Raw genomic sequence first — 25,451 nt, forward strand, 5'->3', positions numbered from 1 at the left:
GGGGCCGCTTTAAATAGTTTCGCCCGGCGCCGGGTTGCGGGATTAACGTCCAATATTTTAATAGCAGCCCGATACGGCCCGTGAAGGCCGCTCTGTTCTCGGGGGGAAAGGACAGCGTCTACGCCGCGTTGCTGGAGTGGCCGGTCGACATATTCATTACGTTTATCTACGATTTCCCCAGGCCGTCGCCGCATCTGCTGAACCTCCACAAGGTCGTCGAGCTGGCCGCCGCGATGGGGATCCCTCTGGCGATACTCAAGGTCGACAAAGGCCGCGAGTTCGAGCAGGAAGTCGCGTTTCTGAGGAAGCTCGGCGTCTCGGAGCTCGTGGCTGGGGACCAGGCCGTCGAGGACCACCTGCGCTACATGGAGAGGCTGGCCGGCGAGGCCGGGGCTAGGCTGAAGGAGCCTCTCTGGGGCCTCGACCCCGGCGAGCTGTTGTTGAGGGAGGCCGGGGCACTGGACTTCCTCGTCATAGGCGCCAACGTCGCCGATCTGGTCTGCGATTTAGTGAGCCGCGACAACGCCGAGGCGTTCCTCGCAAAGACGAGGGCGTTGGGGGCTGACCCCATAGGGGAGCGCGGCGAGTACCACACCTTAGTCGTCAAGGTGGGGGGCAAGGGCATAACCTACAGATGCCGCGATGTGAGGAAATACGGCGACTACTATATAGCCCACCTATGAGCCTCCCCGAGCTTCTGGCCGCTGCCGCTTCGCGGGCGCGTTGCGACGGCGTCTTGCTGTCCGGCGGCCTCGACTCCGCCACGGTGGCCTGGGCCTTGACCAAAGCCGGCCTCAAGCCGGTAGGGTTCAACACACAGTACGCCCCGGCGCCGGGTTCCGACGTGCCGCACCTCATGGAGGTGGCGAGAGCTCTGCGGCTGAGGGTAGTCGTCAGCTGGGTGGGCGAGGAGGAGGCCGTGAAGGCGGCCGAGGAGGTGGTGGGCATCCTCAAGGTCTTCAACCCCATGGAGGTCGTCAACTGCGCCGCCGCGTACGTCAGCATGAGGGCCGCCGCCGAGATGGGCGTGAGAAGGATATGCACCGGCGACGGGGGCGACGAGCTCTTTGCGGGGTACGAATACATGCAGAGGATGGAGCCGAGGGAGCTCGACGAGTATATCCGCAGGCTGGCCGAGGGCAGGTGGTACTTCTGCGCCTTCGACGTGGGGAAGGCGCTCGGCGTCGAGGTCGCCGCCCCCTATCTGGACCCCGAGGTGGTTCGGTACGCCCTGTCCGTACCCGCCGAGGAGAAGGTGAGGGGCGGCGTGGGGAAATACGTCGTGAGGAGGCAGTTCCAAGGCCTTCTGCCCGACTCGGTGGTGTGGAGGCGGAAGGACCCCATAGAGGTCGGCAGCGGCTTCTCGGCCCTATACGACGTCCTGGCGCGTAGGGCCGAGGGCTACTCCGCCGATATACCCGTCCAGGGCGCGGCGAAGTACCTCTACAAGGCGTTTAGGGAGAGGGGCTTGACCTACGAGAGGGATAAGGAGTCGCCGTGTCCCGTGTGCGGGTACAAGCTGAGGGACGGCTACTGCCCCATGTGCGGGTACTACGCTAGGGCTTGACCGAGTAGACCCTCAAGCCGCCTACTATCTTCGCCTCGACCAGGCCGGCCTTCCTCAACGCGTTTAGGGCGTATTCGACGGTCCTTAAGGGCAGTCCGGTGAACTCGGCTATCGATCTAGACGTGAGGGGGCCCCTCTCCTCGAGGGTCTTGAGGACGTACCTCATGGAGGGCGAGAGCCTCCCGGCCGGCTCGGCCTCCTTCCTGGCCACTACGGGCCTCAACAGCCTAGCCGTGGAGCCCGCCCACACGACTGCCCTCCCGTCGGCGAGCGGGATCCTCACGCGGCCGTCGGCGATCAGCTCGGGCAGGAATCTGGACCTCACGTCGGATATCTCTATTCTCTTGCCTAGGGGGACTATATAGGGCGGCCTCCTGGCGGTCGAGTTCACCGGCACTATTTCCAGAACCTCCGCCTCCAGATCTATCACGGAGCCCCCAGCTGATCTGGCGTAGGCGGAGGAGCCGAGCGGCGTCGACACCAGCACCCCGTCGGCGACGTCGCTGAAGAGGATCCGGCCGTCCACGCTTACCCTGTAGGAGGTCAAGGCGGCCGACCTCCTGGGGAATATGGCCACCTCGTTGACTGCCCTCACCAAGGACCCGCCGGACTCGGCGTGTAGTCTGGGGATCTTGACCACGGTGCATTCGGCGCGGGAGGCCACAAGGGGGTAGAGATCCTCCGAGGCGAAGGCTAGCTCGGCGTCTACGCCCCTAGGCGAGATGCCCACCACCACCTCGTCCCTGCCCCTCAACGCCTCCAATATCTCGCGGTCGGCGCCGTAGACCAAGACGAAGTCCGCGTCGTCGCTGAGCCTTATCCCCAGCCTCTTGGCGGCCTTCTCAGACTCGGGCGAATAGGCCCTCACCGCATCAATACACACGGGAGCTTAATCCCGGAGGGTTTTAGGTATTACTTGCCGTAGAGCCGCGTTGTGTCAGAGCCGGCCGACGGATCCCCAAATATTTTTAGGGAGGCTGTACCGTATGGAGCCCATATCTCCTTTCGATTGGCGGTACGGCTCGGAGGAGCTCCGCAGGCTGTTCTCTAGGCAGTCGATCGTCGATGCGTACCTCGAGGTCGAGAGGGCCCTGGTCTGCGCCTTGGAGGAGCTGGGCGTGGCCGAGAGGGGGTGTTGCGAGGCGGCGTCGCGCGCGTCCATCTCAGCCGAGGAGGTCTACAGGCTGGAGAGGGAGCTGAGGCACGACGTGCTCGCGTTGGTCCAGCTCCTCGAGGAGAGGAGCGGTTGCCGCTTCGTCCACTACGGCGCTACGTCAAACGACGTGATAGACACTGCCTGGGCTCTCTTGATAAGGAGAGCGCTCGGGGCAATTAAGGAGAGGGGCCGCGCCGTCGCCGAGGAGTTGAGGAGGCTGGCGCTGAAATACGCGGACCTCCCGGCGGTGGGGAGGACCCACGGCCAGTGGGCCGAGCCGATCACCTTGGGCTTCAAATTCGCCAACTACTACTACGAACTCTACATAGCCTGCAGGGCGCTTTACGCCGCCGAGGAGCACGTGAGAGGGAAGCTGGGCGGAGCCGTGGGCACCATGGCGTCTTGGGGACCGCTAGGCCTCAAGCTGAGGGAGGCCGTGTCGAGGAGGCTCGGCGTGCCTTTCCACCCCATCTCCACGCAAGTCGCCCCCAGGGAGTCGTTCGCCTTCCTCGCCTCGGCGTTGGCTCTCTTGGCGGGCTTCGCCGAGAGGTTGGCGACTGAGGTGAGGGAGCTCTCGCGGCCCGAGATAGGCGAGGTGTTCGAGACGGTGGGCGGGGGATCGTCGGCGATGCCCCACAAGGCCAACCCCACCAACAGCGAGAGGGTAGTGAGCCTTGCGCGGTACGTCAGATCCCTCCTGGTGGTCGCCCACGAGAACATCGCCCTCTGGCACGAGCGCGACTTGACCAACTCGGCCAACGAGAGGGTCTGGATACCCGAGGCCCTGCTGGCCGTGGACGAGATACTGGCGACGACGGCCCGCGTTCTGAGGACCCTCCACGTCGACGAGGAGAGGGTCAGGCGCAACCTGGAGGCCGCTCTGCCCCAAATAACCAGCGAGTTCCGCATGTTGGAGCTGGTCAGGAAGGGCATGCGGAGGGCCGAGGCGTATAGGGCCGCCAGAGCCGAGGGAGGAAGCGGCGAGCTACCGCGCGGCTGGCCGGTAAGGGAGTTGATAGATTCGGCGCTTGCGCTGGAGGCTTGTCCGCAGTAGACCTGCACCGCCGCTATGGGTAGACCAATAAGTTTATATTTGGGTAGACCTAGACGGCCGTGGCTGTCGTGAGCTTCAAAGTGCGGCGCGAGGTTAAGGAGAAGATGGCCAAGTATAGGGACAGAGTAAACTGGGCCGAGGAGTTGAGGAGATTCGTCGAGGAGCGGATCAGGCAGTTGGAGGCGGAGGAGAACATGGAGCGGGTGCTGAAGGAGCTCGAGGCGGTTCCGGTCGAGGCGCCTCGGGGCTTCTCCGCCGGCTCCGTAAGAGAGGATCGTGATAGTCGTTGACGCGTCGGCCCTATCCGCCTTCCTCTTGAAGGAGCCGGGTTGGAGAACGATTTCGAGGTATATAGCCAGGTCGACTTCGGTGGATCTAGTAGTGAAGGAGGCCGCAAACGCTATCTGGAAAGCCCATATGAGGGGCCTCGTGGATAGGAGCGCGGCCTTGAGGCTCTTGGAGATCCTCCTGTCGTTGGTCGAGAAGAATATAGAGCTGGAGCCCGAGGCGGCTTACCTTCCCGACGCGTTTAGGCTGGCGCTCGACCTCCGCATCACCGTGTACGACGCGTTGTACATAGCCCAGGCGCTGAGGCGAGAGGCCCCGTTGCTGACGCTGGACGAGAAACAAGCCGAGGCGGCCGCCAAGTCGGGCGTCGACGTGATAAGCCGCGACGCGCCGCCGTAGGCCTGCCGAGATCCGCCCCCAGACGGCGCCTAATCAAGTGGGATCTTCGCCTGCGGCCGCGAGGAGGCGTCTGGAACGGCTGTGTTTAAAAGTGGGGCTGATGTCTGACATATGCTGTATATAGTGGTCGACGGGTTTTTCGGCGATACGGGCAAGGGAAAGGTCGTCGCGTACCTCGCCGCGGCCGACAAGCCGTCGCTCTGCGTGAGGACCGGCGCCCCGAACGCCGGGCATACCGTCGTCTGGAGGGGGGAGGCCGCCGTGTTGCGGAGCCTGCCCGCCTGTTTCGTCAACCAAGAGTCCAAGCTGGCGGTGGCGCCCGGGGCCTTGATCAAGGTCGACGTCTTCCTCTCGGAAGCGGGCAGATTCGGCCGGGGGAGGAGCTTCGTCGACTTCAACACGGGCGTGATCGAGGAGGCCCACGTGGAGCGGGAGAGGAGCGACGAGTTCCTCATGAAGACTGTGGGCTCTACGGGGCAGGGCGTCGGGGCCGCCATGGTGGACAGAGTCCTGCGCAGGCTTAAGCTGGCGAGGGAGTTCGACGCGCTCAAGCCCTATCTGGCCGACGTCCCCGCGATGGTGCGGGAGCACAAAAACCGCGGCGTTATCGTCGAGGGGACCCAAGGCACCTTCCTCTCGCTCTACCACGGCACCTACCCCTACGTCACCAGCAGAGACACGACGGCATCCGGCATAGCCAGCGAGGCAGGAGTGGGGCCCAAGGACGTCGACGAGGTGGTGTTGGTCTTCAAGTCCTTCGTGACGAGGGTGGGCAACGGTCCTCTCCCCGGGGAGCTCCCGCCCGAGGAGGCGGAGAGGAGGGGATGGGTCGAGAGAGGCGCGGTGACCGGCAGGCCCAGGAGGGCGGCCCCCTTCAACTTAGACCTCGCGAGGAGGGCCGTCTTGCTCAACTCGCCCACGCAGATAGCCATAACCAAGCTCGACGCCCTCTTCAAGGACGCCGCAGGTAAGACGAGGTGGGAGGACCTCCCGGCGGAGGCCAGGAAGTGGGTCGACCAAGTGGAGGCGGAGCTCGGGAAGCCAGTCACTCTGCTGGGCACGGGGCCGGAGGCAGAACACATGGTGGATCTACGCAGGGCGAAGGGGCTTCTATAGGCCGAGCGGGCCGGAAGGCTTGTATCGACACGCCGCGTTGCTGAGGCCGGTACGTAGATGGCCAAAGCCGGCCTATATACACTATGTACTTAAACAATTCGCCGGATTAATAATTCAGATACGGCATGTTTTTAATCATATGTTTAAATTAAGGCCGGAGCGCCGGAGGGTCTGTCTCTGGTGTTGTCGGCCCGCCACCTCCCCTGTACCGTTTCCGGCGGCATGTTTTTAAGCACCATCATGGTGGGTGCGGTGATAGGGCAGTACCTCTCCCGCCTCAAGACGCTCGACGCCTACGTGGGGAAGTTCGACGTGGTCATAGTCGGGGCGGGGCCCGCCGGCATGTTCGCCGCCTACGAGTTGGCCGAGGCGGGCGGCCTCAGAGTGGCCCTCCTCGACGGAGGGCTCCGCGCATCGCAGAGGGTGTGCCCCCTGCAGACGCCCATGGAGAAGTGCACGTTCTGCGTTCCGTGCCATATAATGTACGGCGTCGGGGGCGCCGGGACCTTGAGCTCCGGCCTCATAAACCTGCGGCCCGACGTGGGGGGCGACCTCCACGAGCTGGTGGGCGACTGGGACAAGGCCATGGGCCTCATAAACTACGTCGACTCTGTCTTCGTCAAGTTCGGCGCGCCCGGCGACGTGTACGAGCCCAACATGGAGGCCATAGAGAAGCTCTCGTCAATCGCCGCCAAGGTTAACGCGAGGATCGTGCCCATAAGGCAGAGGCATCTGGGCACCGACGGGTCGCGCAAGGTCGTCGAGGCCATGACGCGGTATCTGGAGGGCCGCGGCGTCTCTCTCCACACCTCCACCTGGGCCTTGACCGTGGAGAGGAGCGGGGGCGGGTTCGTGGTGAAGACCAACAGAGGAGTCTTCGAGGCCCCGGCCGTCCTGCTGGCTCCCGGGAGGGGAGGGGCCGAGTGGCTGGTCTCCCAGCTGAAGCGGCTGGGGGCCAAGCTCGACTTCGGACCCATAGATATAGGGGTCAGGGTCGAGGTGCCCTATCAAGTCATGAGGCCGCTGACTGACGCGGTGCACGACCCCAAGGTCATCCTCTACACGTCGAAGTACGACGACAAGGTGAGGACCTTTTGCACAAACCCCCGCGGCTTCGTGGTGAAGGAGGTGTACTCCGACGGGACTGTCGGGGTGAACGGCGAGGCCTATCTGGAGAAGAAGAGCGACAACACAAACTTCGCCTTCCTAGTCACTCTGAGGCTCACCGACCCCATGGAGGACACAATAGAATACGGCAAGTCCATAGCCAGGCTGGCGACGAAGCTGGGAGGCGGCAAGCCCCTCATCCAGCGCCTCTACGACCTAGAAAGGGGGCAGAGATCCACTTGGGAGAGGATAAGGAGATCCAGCATATCCCCCACCCTCAAGGACGTAACGCCCGGCGACATATCGCTGGCCCTCCCCCACCGCGTCGTGGAGGACATCATCGAGGGCCTGAAGAGGCTCGACGAGCTGGCCCCCGGCGTCGCGAGCCCCCAGACCCTCATATACGCGCCCGAGATAAAGTTCTACTCGGCGAGGCCCGCCGTGGACGCCAACCTCATGACGACTGTGCCGGGGCTCTTCGTGGCCGGCGACGGCGCCGGGCTCTCCAGAGGCATAAACGTGGCCGCGGCGACCGGCGTGCTGGCCGCCCACGGCATCTTGCGGTACTTGGGCTCCGCCAAGGCGTAATGAACGCCGTTCATCAGATCTCCCGACGAGCGACTTCGACTACATTCTGGAGGCCAGCTAACACAATATTTAAGGCCTCACGTACGTAGGCAGTATGCCGACGCTCTATCTTGCGCAACACGGCAAGTCCTTCAGCGAGGCCGAGGATTCCGAGAGGAGGCTTACGCCGGAGGGGGCCGCCGAGACTGAAAAAGTCGCCAGGCTGTTGGCCGTAGCCGGCGTCAAGGTCGCCGAGGTGCTCCACAGCGGGAAGACGAGGGCGAGGCAGACCGCCGAGATATTCGCGCGCCACCTCGGCGCCCCCGTCAGGGAAGCCGACGGGCTGGCCCCCAACGACGACCCGCGGATCTGGGCCTCTCGGGCCGAGGCCTTGACGTCCGACGTCCTCCTCGTCGGCCATCTGCCCCACCTCTCGCGGCTGGCGTCGCTCCTCCTGGTGGGCGATCCCCAGAAGGAGGTGATAAGGTTCAGGTATTCGGGCGTCGTAAAGCTCGAGAGGGGCGAGGCCGGCTGGAGGCTCGTCTGGTATATCACCCCGGAGATCGCGCCGTGAGGCTCTCCGTTGACAGGAGGCGTAGGCTGATATCGGTCCTGCCCGAGAGGGAGGAGGACCTCTACTTCGTCTACCTCCTGGTGGATCGGGGTGACGTCGTTAGGGGCTGGACTGTGAGGGAGTATAGGCCTGAGGGCGCCAAGGAGGGGGAGAGGATAAAGGTGTACCTCGCCGTGAGGGTCGAGGCGTTGGAGTACCACAAGTTCAGGGGGAGCCTCAGGGTGAGGGGCACCGTCGTGGAGGTCGGCGGCGATTTGGAGGGCGTCAAGGGCAGGAGGCACACCTTCGACGTATTGCCCGGGAGGGAGATAGAGATAGAGAAGCCGGACTCCTACCCCATGGAGCTCGTCGACGAGGTGGCCCGGCTGGCCTCCGCGGCTCTGCCCAAGATCCTCCTGGTCTCCATAGACGGGGACGAGGCCGCGGTGGCGCACATAACCGCGCTCGGCGTCGAGGTGTTGGGGGTCCTCGAGAACCGGAGGCCTAAGGACGCGGGCTCGGACTCCGAGGAGGAGGCCCTCGGGCCTTTCTTCAGGGAGGTGGCCAAGGCCGTGGAGCAATATAGGCTGAGGCTTAGGCCCGACAGGCTGGTCCTCGCCGGGCCTCAACTGTATATAGAGATCGCGGCTCAGTACATAAAAGGCGATCTGGCTCCTCAATCGGCGGGAGGCCTCGCGGGCGTCTACGAGTTCCAGCGAGGTGGGCACTTCGAGAGGTACCGGGAGGCGTTGGGGTCGGAGGCCGTCTCGGAGATCCTCAAGCTCGCCTCGGAGAGGCCCGAGCTCATCGCCGTGGGCCTAGACGCGGTTAGGGAAGCCGCGTCGCAGGGCAGAGTGCGCACGTTCGTCGTCGTCGACGAGGCCTTGAAGGAGCGGGCCGAGGAATACGCCGAGGTGCTCAGGCTGGTGTTCTCGACGAGGGGCTCCACGAGGATTGTGCCCGCCGAGAGCGAGGCGGGGCAGATGTTGAGCGCCATGGGCGGATGCGCCGCCGTCCTGCGCTATTAAGCTTTTAAATATATGAGCTGGAATAGTTATGGCAGAGGGGATGAGGGCGCTCCTCTACGCCTTGAGCGCGTTGTCTATCACGTTCGGCGTTTTGTTGCTCTTGATGTATCCCGGCAGGAGGTCGCTGGCGCTCGCCGCGTTGGGCATATCCATAGGCGCCGCCGCGCCCTTCATCTATAGGGCCGTCTCCCGCCGGGAATAGATATTAATCGTCCCCCAGCCCTCTTCGTGAAGCTGGAGGGAGTGATAGCGGCGACCGTCACGCCGTTTACTAAAGACGGCGTCAACTACCAAGCGTTGCGGGCGCTCTTGGAGAGGCTCGCGTCGCAGGGATACGGCTTGTTCCCCTCCTCGTCGACCGGCGAGGTGACTAAACTGACCCCCGAGGAGAGGGTCAAGGTGGCGGAGCTGGCCGTCGAGGTCGGGGGCGGCAAGGTCCCCGTGATCGCCGGGACGGGCACCGGCGACCACATAAGCACGGTGGAGATGGCTAGGAGGTACAAGGACGTGGGGGTCGACGCCGTGTTGATCACCCCGCCGTACTACGTCCAGGGCGATTGGGCCGGCATCTACGCCTTCTACAAGAAGGTGCTCGACGCGGTGGACACGCCGGTGATCCTCTACACGATACCTCTGGCGGTCGGCTACAACATACCCGCCGAGGTCTTCGACCTAGTGTCCTCCGAGTACAGCCAGGTGGTGGCGGTCAAGGACAGCTCCGGCGACTTCAGATACCACATGGAGCTCATATATCTTGTGGGGAGCCGGATCTCCGTGCTCCAGGGAGTCGACATGTTCTTCGTGCCCAGCCTCGTGGTGGGCGCACACGGCGGGATCCTCGGAGGCCCCAACTTCCTGGGCCCGCTCCAGCTCCGGCTCTACAAGATGGTCAAGGAGGGGAGAATCGCCGAGGCCGTCGAGATACACAAGAGGCTTATGGAGCTCTGGCGCTTCATGGGAGGCTGCGGGCTGACGGGGAAGCTCGGCGGCAAGTGGCCTACCCTGTACAAGCTGGCGACCCAGATAGTGACAGGCATAGATATGGGGCCTCCGCGCGAGCCTCTGCCGCCGGTTGACGACAAGGACAGAGAAGAGTTGAGGAAAATCTTGGAGAAGCTGTCGCCGCTGATCCGCTAGCCCGCCGGCGCCCAGCCTTTATATATCCTCTATAGTGTCCCCGTGGAGCTAGTGGTGGTCTCAGTGCTGGGCGCGGATAGGGTCGGCATAGTGGCCGGGATAGCCAACGTCTTGGCGAGGCACAACGCCAACATCGTCGACATAGCCCAGACGGTCGTCCGCGACATATTCTCCATGATAATGGTGGTGGACATATCCAAGGCCGACGTGGATATCGCGGGCCTCCGCGCCGAGCTCGAAGAGGCCGGCAAGAGGCTGGGCGTCATGGTGGCCGTCCACCACATAGACGTGTTCCGCTACATGCAGAGGATATGAGGCTCTTCTCGCCCGAGGAGATAGGGGAGGTCCTCGAGATGGTGCTTTTCCGCGAGCTGGACATACGCGCGGTGACCCTCAGCGTCAACACGTTGCCGGCGATACGCGGGGATGTGGGCTCCGCGATATCGGCGTTGAGGGACCTCCTGAGGCCGTACCTCGAGCATTTTAGGCCGGCCGTCGACAAGGTAGCGGCGAAGCTCGGCGTCAGGATCGTGACGGCGAGGCTGGCCGTGAGCCCGATCAGCATCATGCTGGAGCCTCTGGGCCGCGCCGAGGACGCCGTGGAGATAGCGAAGTCCCTCGACGATCTGGCGGAGGCCTACGGCGTCGACATGGTCGGAGGATTCGCCGCGTTCGTCCACGCCGGCGTATCCAGAGGCGACCGGGCTCTGCTGGACGCCTTGCCCGACGCCTTGAACTCCACGAAGAGGCTCGGCGGATTCGTCAACGCGGCGTCCACCGCCACGGGCATAAATATGGACGCCGTGTACGAGGCGGCCGAGGCGGTGCTCTCCATGAGGCCTGAGGCCGCCGCCAGATTCGCAGTGACCGCCAACGTCCCCGAGGACGTGCCGTTCATGCCGGCCGCGCACCACGGCCTGGGCCTGCCCGACGCTGTGGTGAACGTGGCCGTAAGCGGCCCCGGGGTCATAGAGGCCGTCGTGAGGAACATGAAAGACGCCGACTTGAGGACGCTACACGACGCGATCAAGAGGGCGGCGTTCAAGGTGACTCGGCTCGGCGAGCTCGTGGGCAGAGAGGTGGCGAGGGAGCTCGGCGTGAGGTTCGGGGCCGTGGACCTCTCGGTGGCGCCTTCGCCCAAGGTCGGCGACAGCGTGGCCGGGATACTCGAGGCCATGGGCTTGCCGAGGGCCGGCGCGCCCGGCTCGGTCCTGGCGCTCCACCTCTTCGTCGACGCCGTGAAGAAGGGAGGCGCCATGGCCACATCGACGATAGGCGGCTTGAGCGGCGCCTTTATACCAGTCAGCGAGGACGCCTTGATGGCCAGGGCGGCCGAGGAGGGAGCGCTCAGCTTCGACTCGTTGAAGGCCATGTCGGCTGTCTGCAACACGGGCATAGACATGGCCGGCATACCGGGCGACTCCCCGCCCGACGTCGTCGCCGCGCTTATGGCAGACGTCATGGCTCTGGCCACGGCCCTCGACAAGCCGCTGGGGGTGAGGCTGGTGCCGATTCCCGGCGGCAAGCCCGGCGACGTCTACGAGCTGGGGGGCCTCTACGGGAGGGTTGTAGTCATGGATCTAGGCAAGTACTCCGAGATACCTCTGGCCAGAAGAAGCGGCGTCGTGCCTCCGAGCGTCTGGAGGCTGCGGGCTGGATAATTAACCATCTGCTTAATATATCGCCGGAAATCTTCTAGGAGCCCGCAAATTTTTTAAATTCATAACTTAAAGCAAGTATGTCGGTATCGATATCCGTCTTGGCCTCCCACAGCGCTTTGGACGTGCTCGACGGCGCGAAGGACGAGGGCTTCAGGACCATAGCCGTCGCCAAGAGGGGGCGGGAGAGAGCCTACAGAGAGTTCCCGGTCGTCGACGAGCTCGTGGTCCTCGACGACTATAGGGACATCGTCAGGGAGGCCCATAGGCTCAAGGGCTCTGTCTTCGTCCCCAATAGATCCTTCGCAGTCTACGTGGGTTACGACGCCATAGAGAGGGAGTTCCCGGTCCCCATCTTCGGCAACCGCTATCTGTTGAGGTGGGAGGAGAGGACGGGGCCGCACAACTACTACAGACTCCTCGACGAGGCAGGCATAAGGAGGCCTAGGACATACGCCTCGCCTGAGGAGGTCGACAGGCCGGTCATAGTGAAGTTGCCCGAGGCTACGAGGAGGGTGGAGAGGGGCTTCTTCGTGGCGAGGGATAGAGACGACTTGATGCGCAAGGCGAAGAGGCTCGCCGAGAGGGGGTTGATAAGGCTGGAGGACCTCTCGGGCGCCGCCATAGAGGAGCTCGTGCTGGGGGCCCACTTCAACGCCAACTTCTTCAACTCTCCGATGTACAGACGCCTGGAGCTCCACAGCTTCGACAGGAGGATTCAGAGCGATCTCGACGGCGTCCACCGGCTTCCGGCGAGGGACCAGCTTGACCTAGACCCGGACGTGAGGTATATAGAGGTGGGCCACGAGCCGGCGACCTTGAGGGAGAGCCTCTTGGAGAAGGTCTTCGACATAGGGCACCGCTTCGTCGACGCCGTCGCCAGGCTGGTCAAGCCAGGCGTCATAGGGCCCTTCACTCTCCAGTTTGTCGTGACGCCGGAGCTCGACCTAGTGGTCTACGACGTGGCGCCGAGGATAGGGGGCGGCACCAACGCCTATCTGGGAGTGGGCGGCCAGTACTCCAAGCTCTACTGGGGGAGGCCCATATCCATGGGGAGGAGGATAGCCGTGGAGATAAAGGAGGCGGTGAGGCAGGGGAAGCTCGAGGAGGTCACCACATGATCGAGACGGTAATTAAGAGCTACGACCTAGATAGGCTGGCCGTCGCCACGATAGCGTCCCACACGGCCCTCCAGATACTCAGGGCGGCGAAGCGGCGCGGCTTCAAGACCTTGGCCGTGGCCCGCCCCAGCTCCGCCTGGTTTTACAAGCGTTTCCAGTTCATAGACGAGGTGTGGGAGGCCGACTTCTCCAACTTCCGTCTTGTGGCGGAGAAGCTCGCCGAGAACAACGCCGTCTTGATACCCCACGGGTCCTACGTGGAGTACGTCGGGTGGCGGCAGGCCCTCGAGGCGCCGGTGCCCACGTTCGGCGTCAGGCGCCTTATCGAGGTCGAGGCCGACCAATACAAGAAGATGGATCTCTTGAGGAGGGCCGGCATACCAATACCCAGGAGCTACGCGCCGGAGGAGGTCGACAGGCCGGTCATAGTGAAGCTGTTTGGGGCCAAGGGCGGCAGGGGCTACTTCTTGGCTAGAAATAGGGAGGAGCTCGTCCAGAGGCTCAGGGAGGTGAAGGAGCCCTACATAATCCAGGAGTACGTCTTCGGCGTCCCGGCGTACTATCACTTCTTCGCGTCGCCCATGTACGTCAGAGTGGAGCTGTTCGGGATGGACGTGAGGTACGAGACGAACGTCGACGGGAGGACCTTCGGCCTCGTGGAGCCGACCTTCGTCGTCGTGGCCAACCTCCCACTGGTCTTGAGGGAGTCGTTGCTCCCCACGGTGCAGAAATACGGAGAGGCCTTCGCCGACGCGGTCCGCGAGGCTCTCGGCGAGGAGATGAAGGGGCCCTACAGCCTGGAGTCCATAATAAGAGACGACCTCTCCATAGTCGTCTTCGAGTTCTCGGGGAGGATAGTGGCGGGGACCAACGTCTACATGGGCGTCGGGTCGCAGTACTCCGTCCTCTACTTCGACGAGCCCATGGACATGGGGGAGAGGATAGCCCACGAGCTCCAGCTGGCCAGGGAGAGGGGGAGGCTGGAGGACGTCGTCAGTTGACGGAGTCAGCCAGCTGCCGCCAGCTCACGCCTCGCGGTTGGTCAGGATCATCACCGCGGTTAGGCCCCGGCCGCAGTTAAAAGATTTAATCCGGCGGCGCGCGTGGGGAAGGAGGCAGTGCGGCTCGCCTAGGCGGCCCGATCGCCGCAACTACGCCGACAGTCTCGAGAGGAACGTGGCCACGTCTATCGCGGCGCGCGACTTGCGCAACAACTCGCCGTCCTGCGTCACCAACGACAAGCCCAGCGTCTCCGCGACGTATGCGTAGCTCGCGTCGTAGAACGTCAGATCCCTCTCGACAGCCAGCCTCAGAACCTCCTCCAGGGGAGGATCGTCCAGCACCCTCAAGCCGGAGATCACGCGGGAGAGAGGCCTCGCGGCTCTCTGCCACTGCAGTCTCCCCGCCCTCGCCTCCTTCCATAGGGCGTTGCCGACCTCGTATATTGTCAAGTGGAGTATCGCGAGCCTCTCCCTATATTTCAGCCATCTGTCGTAGTGTGTAGCCAAGCCGTAGAGAGCAGAGGCGTCGAGCAGATACTCAACGCTCATCCCTAGAGCCGCGCACTGCCCTCACCCACTCCTCCTCGGTTATTCGCGACAAGGCCTCTTTCAACTCCTCAAGCGCCTTGGCCAGCTCCTCCTCTTCCCTCCTCCTTATGGCCTCCTCAAGCGCCTTCTCTAAGACCTCCCTGATATCTATGCCGAGCTCCCTCGCCCTCTCCTTCAGCTCTTTCCTGACCCTCACGCTTATTACCGTAGTCGACATCGAGAAACTACAGGCATCCGTATATAAGCTTATAGTATACGCACATCCGTATACGGGGCGGCGGGGCCTCGAGCGATAAATAGTGGAGCTCTCTAGACCTCTATGAAGGTGGTGGTCTTGGGGCTGGGCGGCTGGATATCCAGCCCTTGGCTGGGCTACCCGGCCATATACGTCGAGACCGATAGGCGGATTCTCCTGGACGCAGGCGAGGGGACCTACGCCAAGCTGGCCCAATGCGGCCTCCCGCTCCCGGAGGTGTTGATCCTCACGCATGCCCACGGGGACCACATACTGGGCGCGCCGACCCTCCTCTTGATGGCCCGCCAGAGGGGGACTAGGATCAAGGTCGTCGCCGCCGCCTCCGTGATGTCGTCGCTCGTGAAAATACTAGAGGCCGTGAACATGCCCCACCTGCGACAATATATGGAGCCGGTCGAGGTGCCGCCGGGCGGCGAGGCCAGAGAGGGCGATACGAGGATCGCGCTCGCCGCGGCAAGGCACTCGGTGGAGGCCGTGCACGTGAGGGTGGAGCACGGGGGGAGGTGCGTCGCCTACAGCGGGGACACAGCGCCGAGCGACGAGCTTGTCGAGCTGGCGAGGGGGTGCGACCTCTTGATACACGAGGTCTCTGGAAACCCGGGACAGGAGGAGCCGGCCCACGCCGTGGGCCACAGCACCACGAGCGACGCCGTGGAGATCGCCAGAAGGGCGGGCGTCAAGGCCCTCCTCCCCGTCCACTACTACCTCAACACGCCTCTGGTGCCCCCCGGCGCCTACGTCTACCTGCCCTACCCATGCGCCTCGGTGGAGCTGTGAGGTGCTTGAAGGTCCCCGAAGGCCGGAGGCACCTCTTCGCCTTCCCGTACCCGGTCGCCATCTGGCGCGACCCTCCCCGGTCGGTGGAGCTCGCGGCTGAGATAGCCAGAGACCTCGGCGCCGCGAGGATCTTCACCGTAGGCGACGTCGTGACCGCCAACTTCCTCGCCGCGGGCCTCGCCCCAGACGCCGCCGCCGTCGACCTCAAGACCAGGAGGAGCGAGTACGTGAGGACTGTTGAGGCGTTCCCGAGGATCTTGAGGGTGAGGAACCCCCCAGGCTATATAACGGAGGAGGCGTGGGCCGCCGTGGAGTACGCCGTCAAGACGCCGGGGACCTTGCTGTTAGTCGACGGGGAGGAGGACATGCTCTCCCTAGCCTTTATCGCGCTGGCCCCCGACGACTCGGCCGTCGTCTACGGCCACTATAAGGGAGCTCTAATAGTAATACCGGTAGGCAAATATAAAGAGATTAGGGAGTTGCTAAAATATATGGAGCCTTGTTAGTCGGTCGCCGGCGTTAGGAAGGCCTCGCGCTCGAGCTCCAGCACGATCTTCCTGGCCTCCTCAAGCAGTCGCGCGGCCTCTATGTAGCCGTGTTCGTAGAGCTCGCTCGACAGTCTGGCCAGCTCGTCGGCCATCTTAGGGTTGGGCTGCATAGGGGTAGGACTGCTCCACTATTTATTTCTTTCGTCTTCTGGTGAAATGATTTATCGTCAATTATCGTAAATTACCGATCCGCCAGCGCCCCTCCTCGTCGGGATGCGCCTTGCCCTCGGCCGCCAGCTTCGTGAGCACCGCCCTGACGATGACGGAGGTCAGCAACACGTTCTCCCAGCTCCTCTCGGCGTCCAGCTCCTTCAATACCTTCACGGCGATCTCGGTGGGCTCCCCCGGCAACATGGACTCCACGAGCTTCACCGACCTCTCCACGGCCGATCTGTTGACCTCCACGAGCTCCTTCACCCTCTTCTTGCTGCCGGCCACAGGCCCGTGGCCCATCACGAGAGTCTCCGGCTCGAGAGACTCTATCCTGTCCAGAGACGCCAGGAAGAGGTCCACGTCGTTGAGGTAGGGCACTCCGTACCTCTTAAGCACCATATCGCCGAATATGGCGTCGCCGGCGTACAGGACCCCCTCGACGAGATACCCGACGTGGCCGAACGTGTGGCCTCTCAGATCGACGACCTCTATGTTCTCGACCCTATCGCCAGGCCTCACCAGCCCGGCCACCGCGAGGTCGCGCCCGACGTATAGGGCGTCGGGCACGTAGAAGCCGTGGGTGAAGAAGAGGCGGGCCCTGGTGTTGGACACGAGGATCTCCTCGCCCCATGGGGCGTATACCTCGGCCCCGTCCGGCACCGCGGATAGGTGGTCGGCGTGGTGGTGGGTTAGAAGAACCGTCGGCCTCCCGCCGACGGCCTTGAGAATCTCGGCGGCTCTCTCGGCGGGGTTGCCGGGATCTATCACGTATCTGCCCACTATCAACGTGTTGGGAGATCCCTTGAGCAACGATATGCCCTTACGCAACTCCATGGGGATCTTTCCGGGGCCCTATATATACTATCTAATCCAGCCCTCGGCCTTTCCCACCAAATCCACCGGCGTGGGGTCTAGGCCGGGCGGCTTGAAGAGGTGCCGCCACTCGCCGGGCCTCGGGACGTAGAGCCCGCGCTCCGACGTGGATAGGAAATAGCGCACCTCGGCCGTCTTGAACACCGTGCCGCACTTGACGCACCGCCGGCCCTTCCCTCTGCCCAAGCTCTCCAAGGCGCCGCCGCAGTACGGACACCTCGGCGTCTGTCTGACGACCCTATATATCACCTCCATGGACTCTATATATAGATAGAGGCCGCCGGCCCTCGGCTTGACGCCGCCCCTCAGCTCCACGTAACACCCGACGCACCTCTCCAACGCCGCGGCGATCTTCCCAAGATGCCTATAGGCGACAGCCACGAGGCCGTTGGAAAGCCCGGCGAAGACGTGGCGTCTATGCCTCTTGGCCCAAAGCACCAGAGCCTTGGTCCTATACACGGAGTAGGGGAGAGGCCTATCGGGCAACACGCCCAGCTCTATGTGGGCGTCCGTGGCCTGGTTCGTGCGGTATATCACCCAGCCCGCCGGCCTCACGCCGTTGGCCTCGAGGAAACGCGCCGCGTAGACAAGGTGGGGCGGCGAAAGGCCGCGCACGCCGTAGAGGACGGGGTCGGGCCCCCTCGGCTCTATGAGGACTCTCCTCCCGTCGAGGTTGTGGAACGTGAAGGGATATGTCAAGAGCTCCATGGCCTCGACAAGGCCCGGCCCTATGGCGGGCCTCTCGCCCTCCCTATACGCCAGGAGCTCGAAGGTGGACTTAGGCAACTCGGCCCCCACAGCGGCCACGGCCCCGATCGTCCCGCGGCCGCCCCAGAGCCTGACGCCGACAACCCTCTCCACCACGCTCCTCGGCACTATCTGGGAGAGAGCGAGTCTGTAGACCCGCCTGGCCCTCTCCGGCACCTGTCCCACCGCCATGGCGACGCCGGGGCTCGTCTTGCCTGTGACGTCCGCGTTTTCAGAGACTGTCTTGACGGCCAGCTCCCATAGGTCCTCCTCGGCGCCTTCCGGCGCGTCGAGTACTAGAGCCACCGCGGCGTTGCCTCTGGTCTTGAAGGGGACGTAGGGGTTCAGCCTTATGAGGCGGGGGTAGTCGGCCAAGATATCGCCGTATTTCCTCAAGATCTCCTTCACCAGCTTGTAGCCCACGTAGGTCGTGCAACCCCCTCTATGGGAGTCGGTGTCGTCTATCCCGATGTGGACCAACACGTCAGCCCTTCAGCCCGCCGATGTTAAAGCCCTCCAGCAACTTGCCCAGTATGAGGTAGTTCAACACCATCACCGGCAGGGCAACCACAAGGGCCGAGGCGGCCAACATGCCCCAGTCCACGGCCTCGCTCGTTATGGACTCTATGGCGTAGATGGTCACAGTCTGGGCGCCCGTCGGTGGGAAGTTAAACGCCCAGGGAGTCTCGGTGAGGACTATGGGGTAGAAGAGCAGGTGCCAGTTAACTATGAAAGACAGAACGAACATAGTGTACCAAGCGCTGGCAGTTATCGGCGCTATTACCCTGAACAGCATCCGGGTCGACGACACGCCTTCAAGCTCCGCTATTTCTTGGTACTCGTTGGGCACGTCCCTATATATGTTGAAGAAGATCCAGGCAGAGAGCGTGACAGTGAACAGCGGGGTGGACAGTATTAAGGCCCACCACGTGTTGAGTAGATTGGCGGCCGAGAAGAAGAGGTAGATGGGCAGTATGAAGCTCGCCGAGGGCAACGAGTAGAGGTATATCGTCAAGAGAAGCAACCAGTATATGTTGTTCTTCGACATTATGTAGGCCGCGGTCCCCGCCAAGACTACAGATATGGCGGCCGCCGCAAGGCCCACGACCACGTTAGTGGCTATGTAGGGCACCGCGCCGGACAGCGCCTTTTGGAAGTACCGATCTGTGAACACGTTTGGGTAGAGCACCGGAGGGCTCACGAAGTCGTACTGGGTAGGCCTAAAGGCTATCACGAACATCCAGTATATCGGGAAGAGCAGGAAGAGGAGGATCAAGGCCGTGGCTATCCACAACAACGCGTCGTATAGCTTGTCCGGGATCCTGACGGGCGGGAGCTTGACGTAGAGCCCCCCTCTGCTCTTCATCACGGCCAGCAAAACCACCGCGGGGACTGTGGCCATCGCGGCGAGCAGAGCCGCGGCGGCTTCCCCGGCTTGGAAATCCCCTATGAAGTAGAGCAGGTCGTACACCATCAACGGGAGCGTAGTCGAGGAGTAGCCGGGCCCTCCCTGGGTTAAAATAAACGGTATGTCGAAGTTGCCCAGCTGGATTACGAATATTATCAAGAACGCCGTAGCCACTATCTTGAAGACGTACGGCAAAGCGACCCCGCTGTAGTACTGGGACTCCGACGCCCCGTCCACCTGGGCGACCTCGCGCATCTCCTTGCCTATGGCCTTGAACCCGCCGATTATGACGAGGTAGGCGAACGAGACGCTGCTCCAGATCCCCACTATGGAGACCGCCCATATGGAGAGGCCGGGCACTGTGGTCAGATTGAGCCTGGGCAAGTGCAGGAATTTTATAAGGTAGTAGAGCGGGCCGTAGAGCGGATCGAACATCGTGTACCAGACCATCGTCGACGCCGTGAAGGGTATGGTATATGGCGAAAGTATGAGGAGGGAGAGCGGCATCTGCCACCTCTTCGGGAGGCTGTCGACTCTTATGGCCAACACCAGCGCCAGCAAGGTGGCGAAGAGGGCTGAGGTGGCGGCGAAGAGGAGCGTGTTCTCCACAGCCAGCTGGAAAGTGCCTGGAGGGAAGTCGAGGAACAGCGCCTTGATGGACGACAAGTTCAGGCCGACGAAGTAGAACGTCAGGGCGAACGGGATGAGGCCGAAGCCGGCTATGTACGCGATATAGGGCACAAGCCACCACCTCCTCATCGGGGAGTGGAAAAAGGGTAGGTTTTAATGGGTTCAGCCGCAGGCTCCGTACGTCTGCCTCAACGCGTTTATCCAAGAAGCGGCCGCCGTGTCCATCGCCGTCTTGGCGTCGATCTGGCCCATGAGGTATTGGTACACCGCTTGGTTGAACGTGGGTATCAGGACCTGGGCCGTGGGCGGAATGTTGGGCGGATTGGCCCACGCCTTCTGGGCGGCCGTGTACACGGCTTGTAGGAGCTCCTTGTCGTGGGCGCTCAGCGTCTGGTTGCTCAACAGCATCAGGTAGGCCTCCTTGGATATGGGGAAGTGGCGGAAGCGCAGGAACTCGTAGACCTGTACCTGCGGCGAGACCAAGAAGGCCAAGAACTGGAGGGCGAGGTCCACATGCTCCGAGTACTTATTCACTGCGAGGAAGGTGGTGCCCGTCTCGGCATAGCCTCCGGGAAGCCAGCCCAGACAGGTGTCGTTGTAGACAGCCGGGGGCAGATAGGACAGCTGGCTGGTGAAGAATATGACCGCGGGGGCGTACTGGGCGTATAGCTGGGGGTCGTTGTTGTAGGAGACGGGCGTCTCGTTGGGCGGCGGCTCGTAAGACACAAGCTCCTTGTAGACCCTCAACGCCTCTATGCCCTCCGTGGTGTTGAAGTCGGGGAGCGGGTAGGGGCAGTTGGGCGCCGGCGCGCCGTAGAACATTATGTTGAATGTCGGGAGGCCGCCCAGCCTGCCCTTGTTGAGATCGGGGCTGTTCATGTACCACCACCCGAAGACGGCCGGATACGCGTCTATGATGTCGTGCGACGGGTCGTCAGCTATTATTACTCCGTATTTGGTTATGTGATGGCCGACGAAGAACTGGTCGACGTGGAGCACCACCGTCCAGTTCTGCCAAGTCGCAGGGTTGAGCTCCTCGTGGTACTCGTCGTAGAACTCCTGGGCCAGGGTCTGGTTGTTGAAGAGGGAACAACGGTAGGCCAGAGTGAATAGGTCCGTCTCGAAGGGCACGCCTATGTAGACGGTCTGGCCGTTGGTCGTGTTGTAGTAGACGCCGCCGAAGTCCACCTGCGGCTCTATCAAGTCGCTCATGTTGAACAACGTGCCGATGTAGGGATTGAGCGGGACCACGTAGGGCACGAACCTCAAGGAGGACGTCGAGGTGAACTCCACCAGGTCGTACTTAGAGGAGTGCGCCTGCAGCGCCGTGAGCTCGTTGGTCAGATACTGGCTGAACGGGTAAGTTATCACCACCACCTTCACGTTGGGGTGCAATTTGCTGAAGAGCTCGCCGGCGAATTGTATATAGTCGGCGGTTATGTCCTTGTAGGCCACAACGTAAAGCGTGACGTTCTGCGTGGTCGTCGCAGTGGAGGTCGACGTAGTGGCCGAGGATGTCGCGGCCGATGTAGTTGGAGCCGTTGTCGGAGTCGGCGGGGCCTTCTGTTGCGAGCTCAACACGTATAGCAGAGCCGCGGCGATCGCGATTACCAAGACCACCACGATTGCTATCGCCGCGCCTCGGGAGATCCCCCTTAACATAGGGGCGTGTGGCCACGTTATTTAAAGATTTCCAGAGAAAGCGCCTCGGCAGAGGCGCGGCGGCTACTTGGCCGACTCGAGATTGGCCAAGACCTGCCTGACATATCTCGGGAGCTCTTCGTAGGCGATCGGTATGGCTCCCTCCACCGGAAGATCCCTATTGAGGGCGTGCCTCACGACAATCCTCACGTCGGCCTCCGCCCAGGCCGGCAGATCGTTCTCGCTATCGCCCATATAGACCACGTGATCTACGCCGAGGAGCGCCTTGAGGAGCCTCACCGCGCGCCCCTTATCCACGTCGGCGCCGTATATGTCGACGAAGGGGTGGCGCGAGTACCTCACCAACTTGAGGCCCAGGGAGGCGGCCTCGTCCAAGACCCGGTCGAGCCCGCGGGGCGGGGCGCCGCGCTCCCTCCAGTCTATTGTGACGCCAGCGAGCCTCCCGTCCCAAGTCCTCTTGGCCTCCACCAACGCGTCCAGCGAGCCGGCGGATCTGAGGACGCGGTCCAGCTCGGCCGACCTAAGCCTCTCGAACACCGCCACGTAGCCGCCCGCCCTCACCTCTATGCCGTTCACGCACGCGTAGGCCGCCGCGAAGGGCACGGCCCTCGCGGCGAGGCCGCACTCCTTGGTTGTCACGACAGCGAGGGGAATTCTGTGGGCCAGCTCCCTCAAGGCGTACTCAAGCTCTAGAGGGAGGGAGGGGTCCCTCCTCATAAGCTCCGGCGGCACCAGAGTCCCGTCCAGGTCGGCGAACAGCGCGATCGACACCTGGGGCGGTGCGCCCTATGCTTAAAGCTTTACGCCTCCAGAAGCCTCGCTATCCCGTAGTCGTCCACTATGACGACCGCGCCGCGGAGGGCCTCGCGCCACCAGGGCTTGGCTAGGGCTTTCAGAGCCTCCTCGGGAGTCCAGCATATGGGCTCCAGCCTAGGCGGCGCGTCGGAGAGCTCCACGCACCTCACCACGAAGTCCACGCCGGCGAAGCGCTCCGAGACCACCACCGCGTCGACGTCGCTCCAGAGGTTGAAGTCGCCCCTCGCGTAGGAGCCGTAGAGGATGACAGTCACCTTGCCCAGCCTCTCCCTAAGCCTCTCCGCGTACCGCCTCAGCTCGTCCACGACGGCCTCCCTCTCCAGAAGCCTCGCCCTTATCACCTCGTCGATCGGCACGGCGAACACCCCTTCACCCAATCGATTAGGGCCCGGGCGCATTCGGCCGCCTCGACCGCCTCTTCGCGGGTATACCGCTCGTACGGGACGCCCTCAGCCAAGGCGTCGGGGTAACGCGGCGTGACGTACATCTTGTCTAAATAGCCGACGCAGAACTTGAGCCTCTCGGCGACGCCGCCGCAGAGGCCCGAGAGCTCGTTGAACAACGCGACCAGGTTGTGGCCGAAGGCGGGCTTGCCGAGGGCCCTCAGAAGCGCTTTGATGGCGAACTCGGCCGCCTGTTGCGCCTTGAAGCAAGCCCACGCGTATGCCTGAAGCCCCATGTCGCCCTCTATCGATCTGTACGTGTACTCCGCCTGCTTAATCCACCTGTCGTACTCCTCGCAGTCGAGAGGCTCCACGGCATTCCCGGAGCCCCTCTATTAATCCTTTGGCCAACGGGCATCGATGGGCCATACACTAAGGTTATACGGTGTTTCAAAAAGGCGAGCTATCGCCTCCAGATGAGTGGACCGGCCGGGATTTGAACCCGGGATCTCCCGCGCGCGAGGCGTACGCGGGCTTGGCCCTGGGCGTCCTTCCGCTAGACTACCGGCCCGTCCCTCCTTAATTAACGGCCTTATATCCTTTTCCCCTTATCGGCTCGGCGTAGGCCCTGGCCGGCCAGCGGGATGTCAAATACTACCCGCGGCGTCTATAGACCGCTTGCCCGCGTCGCCGGAGTAAATTTAAGAAGCCGGCCGCCGCCCTTCGTGGATAGGGCGTCGATCCTCAAGACCGCGCTTACGGCGTTGGGCGTCTACGACGTGGCGGCGATCTTCCTGTTCAACCTACAGGGCTATCTCCTGTACGCCGCGGCCCCTACCGCCGTGGCTTTGGCCCTCGCCTACTTTTTGTATAGGCTTTCCCCCGCGGAGAGGCGGCGGCATTTCCTCGACGTGAAGGTAATAGGCGGCGACGCCGCGGCTGCCGCAGATAGGCTGAGAGCTAGGGTGGAGGAGCTGGAGAGGAGGGGAGTCGGCGGCGAGGAGATGCTCGCCCTAAAGCTCATGTTAGTCAAGGCGTTGCTAGACAGCGGAAGGCGCGAGGAGGCCCGGCGCCTCTTCGGGGAGATCGAACGCGCCGTGAGCTCCGCCGAGCTTGATAGACACCTAGAGGTCATGTACAGGGCCCTAAAAGAGGAGCTTGAGAGTTCTGGCCGGTGATTATTCTAGGTCCTGCGGGGCGTATATCGGCATCTTGAGCGACCTAACAACTACGTGGGCCATCAACAGAACAGCTAGGTTAACCGCCAAGCCTAGTATGCCCACGTAGATGTTGTAGAACCAGGGCAGTAGAGATCCGGAAAACCCCACAGTGAATAGGCCGTAGGTCACTAATACAGTGCCGGCGAGCCAGCCCAGTATCACGCTGTATTTGTCCAAGCTACGCCAGTACATGGAGAGTATGACGGCCGGCAACGTCTGGAGGAGCCAGGCATAGGAGAAAGTCAATAGGAAGAATATCAAGCCGCTTGCGGCAGGCACCATGGCGAATATCAGGGACGCGATTATCACCACGAAGACAAATATCCTGGACCAGAACACTTGTTGTTTTTCTGAGGCATTTCTATTTATAAATGCAACATATATATTTCTAGTTATTAGGCTGGCCGCACTGAGGCTCTGTAGGCCGGCCGGCACCATGCTGCCTATAACTATCCCGGCGAAGGCCAACACGACGAAGCTCGTGGGGAAGTAGGTCTCCAGCACGGAGGGGAAAGCAAGGCTCGACACGCCGTTGGGCACTAGGTTCTGGGCGAGCGCGACGAGGCCCATGATCGCCAAGAAGATCAACCAGACTTGGTAGACCGGCAGGAATATCGAGTTTCTCTTTATCACGTCTTCGCTCTTGGAGCCCAACAGACCCACCAGAAGGTTCGGGAAGAGCATCCAGGATATGCCGCTACCCAAAGCCAGAGTAATGTAGCCCACCATTAGCTTGTTCGGTATCAGATAATGCGATGGCCCCAGCTGGGCGAACACGGGCCCGAAGCCGCCCAGATTGGTGCCGATATATATCACCACAGTCAGTATGACAGCCCACAACACCACGTCCTTTATTAATGAGCTGAGGGCCGGCCCTCTCAAGCCGCTCAGAGCAACAAACGCGGCCACTATTAGGTAAGCTATCGCGTAGCTTGGAAGGACTGGAAAGCCCATCGCGTTTAGGACATAGCTTATCCCGACTATCTGGAGGGCAATATAGGGCAACATGGCAATAATCCCCGTAAGCGAGACCAGCAAAGCGGCCAAGTCGCTGTTAAACCTGTACTTGACGTAGTCGCCGGCCGTTATGAAGCCGTGCCGCTTCGCGATTCTGTAGAACTTAGTCGCCACGATGTAGAGGAAGGGGTAGGACACGGAGCCATATACTGCCGAGTACAATATGAAGCCGCCCAACGAGTAGGCGGCGCCGGGCACCGAGATCAGCGAATATGCCGTGTATATGTCGGCGCCCATTAAGAACCACACTATCACTGTGCCGAATTTTCTGCCGCCGAGCGTCCACTCGGCTATCTTCGAGAAGTCGGGCGCCCTCCACCTGCTCCCGAGGAACCCCGCCGCTACTGTCAAGCCAACAATGGCGAAGAATATGGCGTAGTCGAGCTGAGTGAAGATCATACCTCTCCACCTCTATCTATAAACTTGTATACTATATAGGTAAGCGCCGGCTGTATAAATACCCATAGGAAGAGATACCACCAAAGGAACGGCCAGCCGAACAGCTCTGGGTCTTTCCTGTTATATAGTGGCGCTGAGAATATCAAGAAAACCCACGGGACTACTATAAGTAGAACTATTTTTATTATGGTCCTACTGTTAGCCGCCATATTTAAATCAATTTATCCTATATTTAACTTTTAGAGAATAGAAAAAAAGTTT

At 62.2% G+C, this 25,451-nt stretch carries 31 protein-coding genes and 1 tRNA gene; 18 read left to right on the plus strand and 14 right to left on the minus strand.

Features of this window, described 5'->3' with window-relative positions; genetic code table 11:
* Nucleotides 1-80 precede the first annotated feature (80 nt).
* Nucleotides 81-683 carry a TTX_0299 family putative ATP pyrophosphatase gene (locus TUZN_RS00785; RefSeq protein WP_013679006.1) on the plus strand — a complete coding sequence of 201 codons (603 nt, stop codon included), beginning with the start codon at nucleotides 81-83 and terminating at the stop codon, nucleotides 681-683.
* Nucleotides 680-1,567, plus strand: coding sequence for an asparagine synthase-related protein (locus TUZN_RS00790; RefSeq protein WP_013679007.1), 888 nt, complete (start codon nucleotides 680-682; stop codon nucleotides 1,565-1,567). Before TUZN_RS00785 ends, TUZN_RS00790 begins: the two co-directional genes overlap by 4 nt.
* On the opposite strand, the gene TUZN_RS00795 is transcribed toward TUZN_RS00790, so the two are convergent.
* Entirely contained in the window at nucleotides 1,557-2,450 is an 894-nt protein-coding gene (locus tag TUZN_RS00795) for a winged helix-turn-helix transcriptional regulator (RefSeq protein WP_013679008.1), read from the minus strand. The genes TUZN_RS00790 and TUZN_RS00795 overlap by 11 nt on opposite strands.
* Nucleotides 2,451-2,553: 103 nt before the next feature.
* Here TUZN_RS00795 and purB point away from each other — a divergent pair, with 103 nt between their 5' ends.
* The 13 genes from purB to TUZN_RS00855 all read left to right on the plus strand — a co-directional run bounded on the left by purB (nucleotide 2,554) and on the right by TUZN_RS00855 (nucleotide 13,752).
* A complete protein-coding gene (gene purB / locus TUZN_RS00800; RefSeq protein ID WP_013679009.1) occupies nucleotides 2,554-3,777 on the plus strand; it encodes an adenylosuccinate lyase in 1,224 nt (407 codons plus the stop codon).
* A 59-nt stretch (nucleotides 3,778-3,836) separates the two neighbouring features.
* Nucleotides 3,837-4,067 carry a type II toxin-antitoxin system VapB family antitoxin gene (gene vapB / locus TUZN_RS00805; protein WP_013679010.1) on the plus strand — a complete coding sequence of 77 codons (231 nt, stop codon included), beginning with the start codon at nucleotides 3,837-3,839 and terminating at the stop codon, nucleotides 4,065-4,067.
* The gene (locus TUZN_RS00810) at nucleotides 4,054-4,464 is read left to right on the plus strand and encodes a type II toxin-antitoxin system VapC family toxin (protein WP_013679011.1); all 411 of its coding nucleotides are present in this window, start codon (nucleotides 4,054-4,056) and stop codon (nucleotides 4,462-4,464) included. The genes vapB and TUZN_RS00810 overlap by 14 nt, the downstream gene beginning before the upstream one ends.
* Nucleotides 4,465-4,575: 111 nt before the next feature.
* On the plus strand, nucleotides 4,576-5,580 hold the full coding sequence (locus TUZN_RS00815) for an adenylosuccinate synthetase (RefSeq protein WP_013679012.1): 1,005 nt from the start codon (nucleotides 4,576-4,578) through the stop codon (nucleotides 5,578-5,580).
* Nucleotides 5,581-5,832: 252 nt separating this feature from the next.
* The gene (locus tag TUZN_RS00820) at nucleotides 5,833-7,275 is read left to right on the plus strand and encodes an NAD(P)/FAD-dependent oxidoreductase (protein WP_052885984.1); all 1,443 of its coding nucleotides are present in this window, start codon (nucleotides 5,833-5,835) and stop codon (nucleotides 7,273-7,275) included.
* A gap of 94 nt (nucleotides 7,276-7,369) precedes the next feature.
* Nucleotides 7,370-7,828 carry a phosphohistidine phosphatase SixA gene (sixA, locus tag TUZN_RS00825; RefSeq protein ID WP_013679014.1) on the plus strand — a complete coding sequence of 153 codons (459 nt, stop codon included), beginning with the start codon at nucleotides 7,370-7,372 and terminating at the stop codon, nucleotides 7,826-7,828.
* Entirely contained in the window at nucleotides 7,825-8,835 is a 1,011-nt protein-coding gene (locus TUZN_RS00830; protein ID WP_013679015.1) for a pelota family protein, read from the plus strand. Before sixA ends, TUZN_RS00830 begins: the two co-directional genes overlap by 4 nt.
* 28 nt (nucleotides 8,836-8,863) lie before the next feature.
* Nucleotides 8,864-9,037: a hypothetical protein gene (locus TUZN_RS11190; protein WP_013679016.1), complete on the plus strand. Its 174-nt coding sequence runs from the start codon at nucleotides 8,864-8,866 to the stop codon at nucleotides 9,035-9,037.
* Between the two features lie 26 nt (nucleotides 9,038-9,063).
* Nucleotides 9,064-9,972: a dihydrodipicolinate synthase family protein gene (locus TUZN_RS00835; protein ID WP_013679017.1), complete on the plus strand. Its 909-nt coding sequence runs from the start codon at nucleotides 9,064-9,066 to the stop codon at nucleotides 9,970-9,972.
* Between the two features lie 42 nt (nucleotides 9,973-10,014).
* On the plus strand, nucleotides 10,015-10,287 hold the full coding sequence (locus TUZN_RS00840; protein ID WP_013679018.1) for an ACT domain-containing protein: 273 nt from the start codon (nucleotides 10,015-10,017) through the stop codon (nucleotides 10,285-10,287).
* Nucleotides 10,284-11,633 carry a PFL family protein gene (locus TUZN_RS00845; protein ID WP_013679019.1) on the plus strand — a complete coding sequence of 450 codons (1,350 nt, stop codon included), beginning with the start codon at nucleotides 10,284-10,286 and terminating at the stop codon, nucleotides 11,631-11,633. The genes TUZN_RS00840 and TUZN_RS00845 overlap by 4 nt, the downstream gene beginning before the upstream one ends.
* Before the next feature lie 77 nt (nucleotides 11,634-11,710).
* Entirely contained in the window at nucleotides 11,711-12,751 is a 1,041-nt protein-coding gene (locus TUZN_RS00850; RefSeq protein WP_013679020.1) for a formate--phosphoribosylaminoimidazolecarboxamide ligase family protein, read from the plus strand.
* A complete protein-coding gene (locus TUZN_RS00855; protein ID WP_148678661.1) occupies nucleotides 12,751-13,752 on the plus strand; it encodes a formate--phosphoribosylaminoimidazolecarboxamide ligase in 1,002 nt (333 codons plus the stop codon). Before TUZN_RS00850 ends, TUZN_RS00855 begins: the two co-directional genes overlap by 1 nt.
* A gap of 150 nt (nucleotides 13,753-13,902) precedes the next feature.
* On the opposite strand, the gene TUZN_RS00860 is transcribed toward TUZN_RS00855, so the two are convergent.
* Both TUZN_RS00860 and TUZN_RS00865 read right to left on the minus strand, forming a co-directional pair.
* Nucleotides 13,903-14,301 (minus strand): type II toxin-antitoxin system VapC family toxin, encoded by a 399-nt coding sequence (locus TUZN_RS00860; protein ID WP_013679022.1) that lies wholly within the window; start codon nucleotides 14,299-14,301, stop codon nucleotides 13,903-13,905.
* Nucleotides 14,291-14,518, minus strand: coding sequence for a type II toxin-antitoxin system CcdA family antitoxin (locus TUZN_RS00865; RefSeq protein WP_013679023.1), 228 nt, complete (start codon nucleotides 14,516-14,518; stop codon nucleotides 14,291-14,293). The genes TUZN_RS00860 and TUZN_RS00865 overlap by 11 nt, the downstream gene beginning before the upstream one ends.
* 102 nt (nucleotides 14,519-14,620) lie before the next feature.
* Between TUZN_RS00865 and TUZN_RS00870 the strand changes: the two genes are divergently transcribed.
* The gene (locus tag TUZN_RS00870; protein WP_013679024.1) at nucleotides 14,621-15,334 is read left to right on the plus strand and encodes an MBL fold metallo-hydrolase; all 714 of its coding nucleotides are present in this window, start codon (nucleotides 14,621-14,623) and stop codon (nucleotides 15,332-15,334) included.
* Nucleotides 15,331-15,840: a GTP-dependent dephospho-CoA kinase family protein gene (locus tag TUZN_RS00875; protein WP_052885985.1), complete on the plus strand. Its 510-nt coding sequence runs from the start codon at nucleotides 15,331-15,333 to the stop codon at nucleotides 15,838-15,840. The genes TUZN_RS00870 and TUZN_RS00875 overlap by 4 nt, the downstream gene beginning before the upstream one ends.
* Here TUZN_RS00875 and TUZN_RS11310 read toward each other — a convergent pair.
* From TUZN_RS11310 to TUZN_RS00915, 9 genes are all read right to left on the minus strand, one after another.
* Nucleotides 15,837-15,992 (minus strand): hypothetical protein, encoded by a 156-nt coding sequence (locus TUZN_RS11310; RefSeq protein ID WP_013679026.1) that lies wholly within the window; start codon nucleotides 15,990-15,992, stop codon nucleotides 15,837-15,839. The genes TUZN_RS00875 and TUZN_RS11310 overlap by 4 nt on opposite strands.
* Nucleotides 15,993-16,053: 61 nt before the next feature.
* Nucleotides 16,054-16,869, minus strand: a complete 816-nt coding sequence (locus TUZN_RS00880; protein ID WP_013679027.1) for an MBL fold metallo-hydrolase — start codon at nucleotides 16,867-16,869, stop codon at nucleotides 16,054-16,056.
* Nucleotides 16,870-16,896: 27 nt separating this feature from the next.
* Nucleotides 16,897-18,138, minus strand: coding sequence for a tRNA(Ile)(2)-agmatinylcytidine synthase (locus tag TUZN_RS00885; RefSeq protein ID WP_013679028.1), 1,242 nt, complete (start codon nucleotides 18,136-18,138; stop codon nucleotides 16,897-16,899).
* Nucleotide 18,139: 1 nt separating this feature from the next.
* Entirely contained in the window at nucleotides 18,140-19,822 is a 1,683-nt protein-coding gene (locus tag TUZN_RS00890; protein WP_013679029.1) for an ABC transporter permease, read from the minus strand.
* A 33-nt stretch (nucleotides 19,823-19,855) separates the two neighbouring features.
* Entirely contained in the window at nucleotides 19,856-21,355 is a 1,500-nt protein-coding gene (locus tag TUZN_RS00895) for an ABC transporter substrate-binding protein (RefSeq protein ID WP_013679030.1), read from the minus strand.
* 63 nt (nucleotides 21,356-21,418) lie between these two features.
* Nucleotides 21,419-22,126, minus strand: coding sequence for an HAD hydrolase family protein (locus TUZN_RS00900; RefSeq protein WP_013679031.1), 708 nt, complete (start codon nucleotides 22,124-22,126; stop codon nucleotides 21,419-21,421).
* Between the two features lie 29 nt (nucleotides 22,127-22,155).
* Nucleotides 22,156-22,527 (minus strand): nucleotidyltransferase domain-containing protein, encoded by a 372-nt coding sequence (locus tag TUZN_RS00905; protein WP_052885986.1) that lies wholly within the window; start codon nucleotides 22,525-22,527, stop codon nucleotides 22,156-22,158.
* A complete protein-coding gene (locus tag TUZN_RS00910; RefSeq protein ID WP_013679033.1) occupies nucleotides 22,509-22,928 on the minus strand; it encodes a HEPN domain-containing protein in 420 nt (139 codons plus the stop codon). The genes TUZN_RS00905 and TUZN_RS00910 overlap by 19 nt, the downstream gene beginning before the upstream one ends.
* A gap of 107 nt (nucleotides 22,929-23,035) precedes the next feature.
* Nucleotides 23,036-23,125, minus strand: a tRNA-Ala gene (locus TUZN_RS00915).
* A 154-nt stretch (nucleotides 23,126-23,279) separates the two neighbouring features.
* Here TUZN_RS00915 and TUZN_RS00920 point away from each other — a divergent pair.
* On the plus strand, nucleotides 23,280-23,732 hold the full coding sequence (locus TUZN_RS00920) for a hypothetical protein (RefSeq protein WP_052885987.1): 453 nt from the start codon (nucleotides 23,280-23,282) through the stop codon (nucleotides 23,730-23,732).
* Here the strand turns inward: TUZN_RS00920 and TUZN_RS00925 are convergent, their stop codons facing one another.
* Together TUZN_RS00925 and TUZN_RS00930 are read right to left on the minus strand one after the other, a co-directional pair.
* Entirely contained in the window at nucleotides 23,733-25,190 is a 1,458-nt protein-coding gene (locus TUZN_RS00925) for a sodium:solute symporter family protein (protein ID WP_013679035.1), read from the minus strand.
* Nucleotides 25,187-25,399, minus strand: a complete 213-nt coding sequence (locus TUZN_RS00930; protein ID WP_013679036.1) for a DUF3311 domain-containing protein — start codon at nucleotides 25,397-25,399, stop codon at nucleotides 25,187-25,189. The genes TUZN_RS00925 and TUZN_RS00930 overlap by 4 nt, the downstream gene beginning before the upstream one ends.
* Between the last annotated feature and the right edge of the window lie 52 nt (nucleotides 25,400-25,451).

Origin of the sequence: Thermoproteus uzoniensis 768-20, assembly GCF_000193375.1 — an archaeon.
GTDB lineage: Archaea > Thermoproteota > Thermoprotei > Thermoproteales > Thermoproteaceae > Thermoproteus > Thermoproteus uzoniensis_A.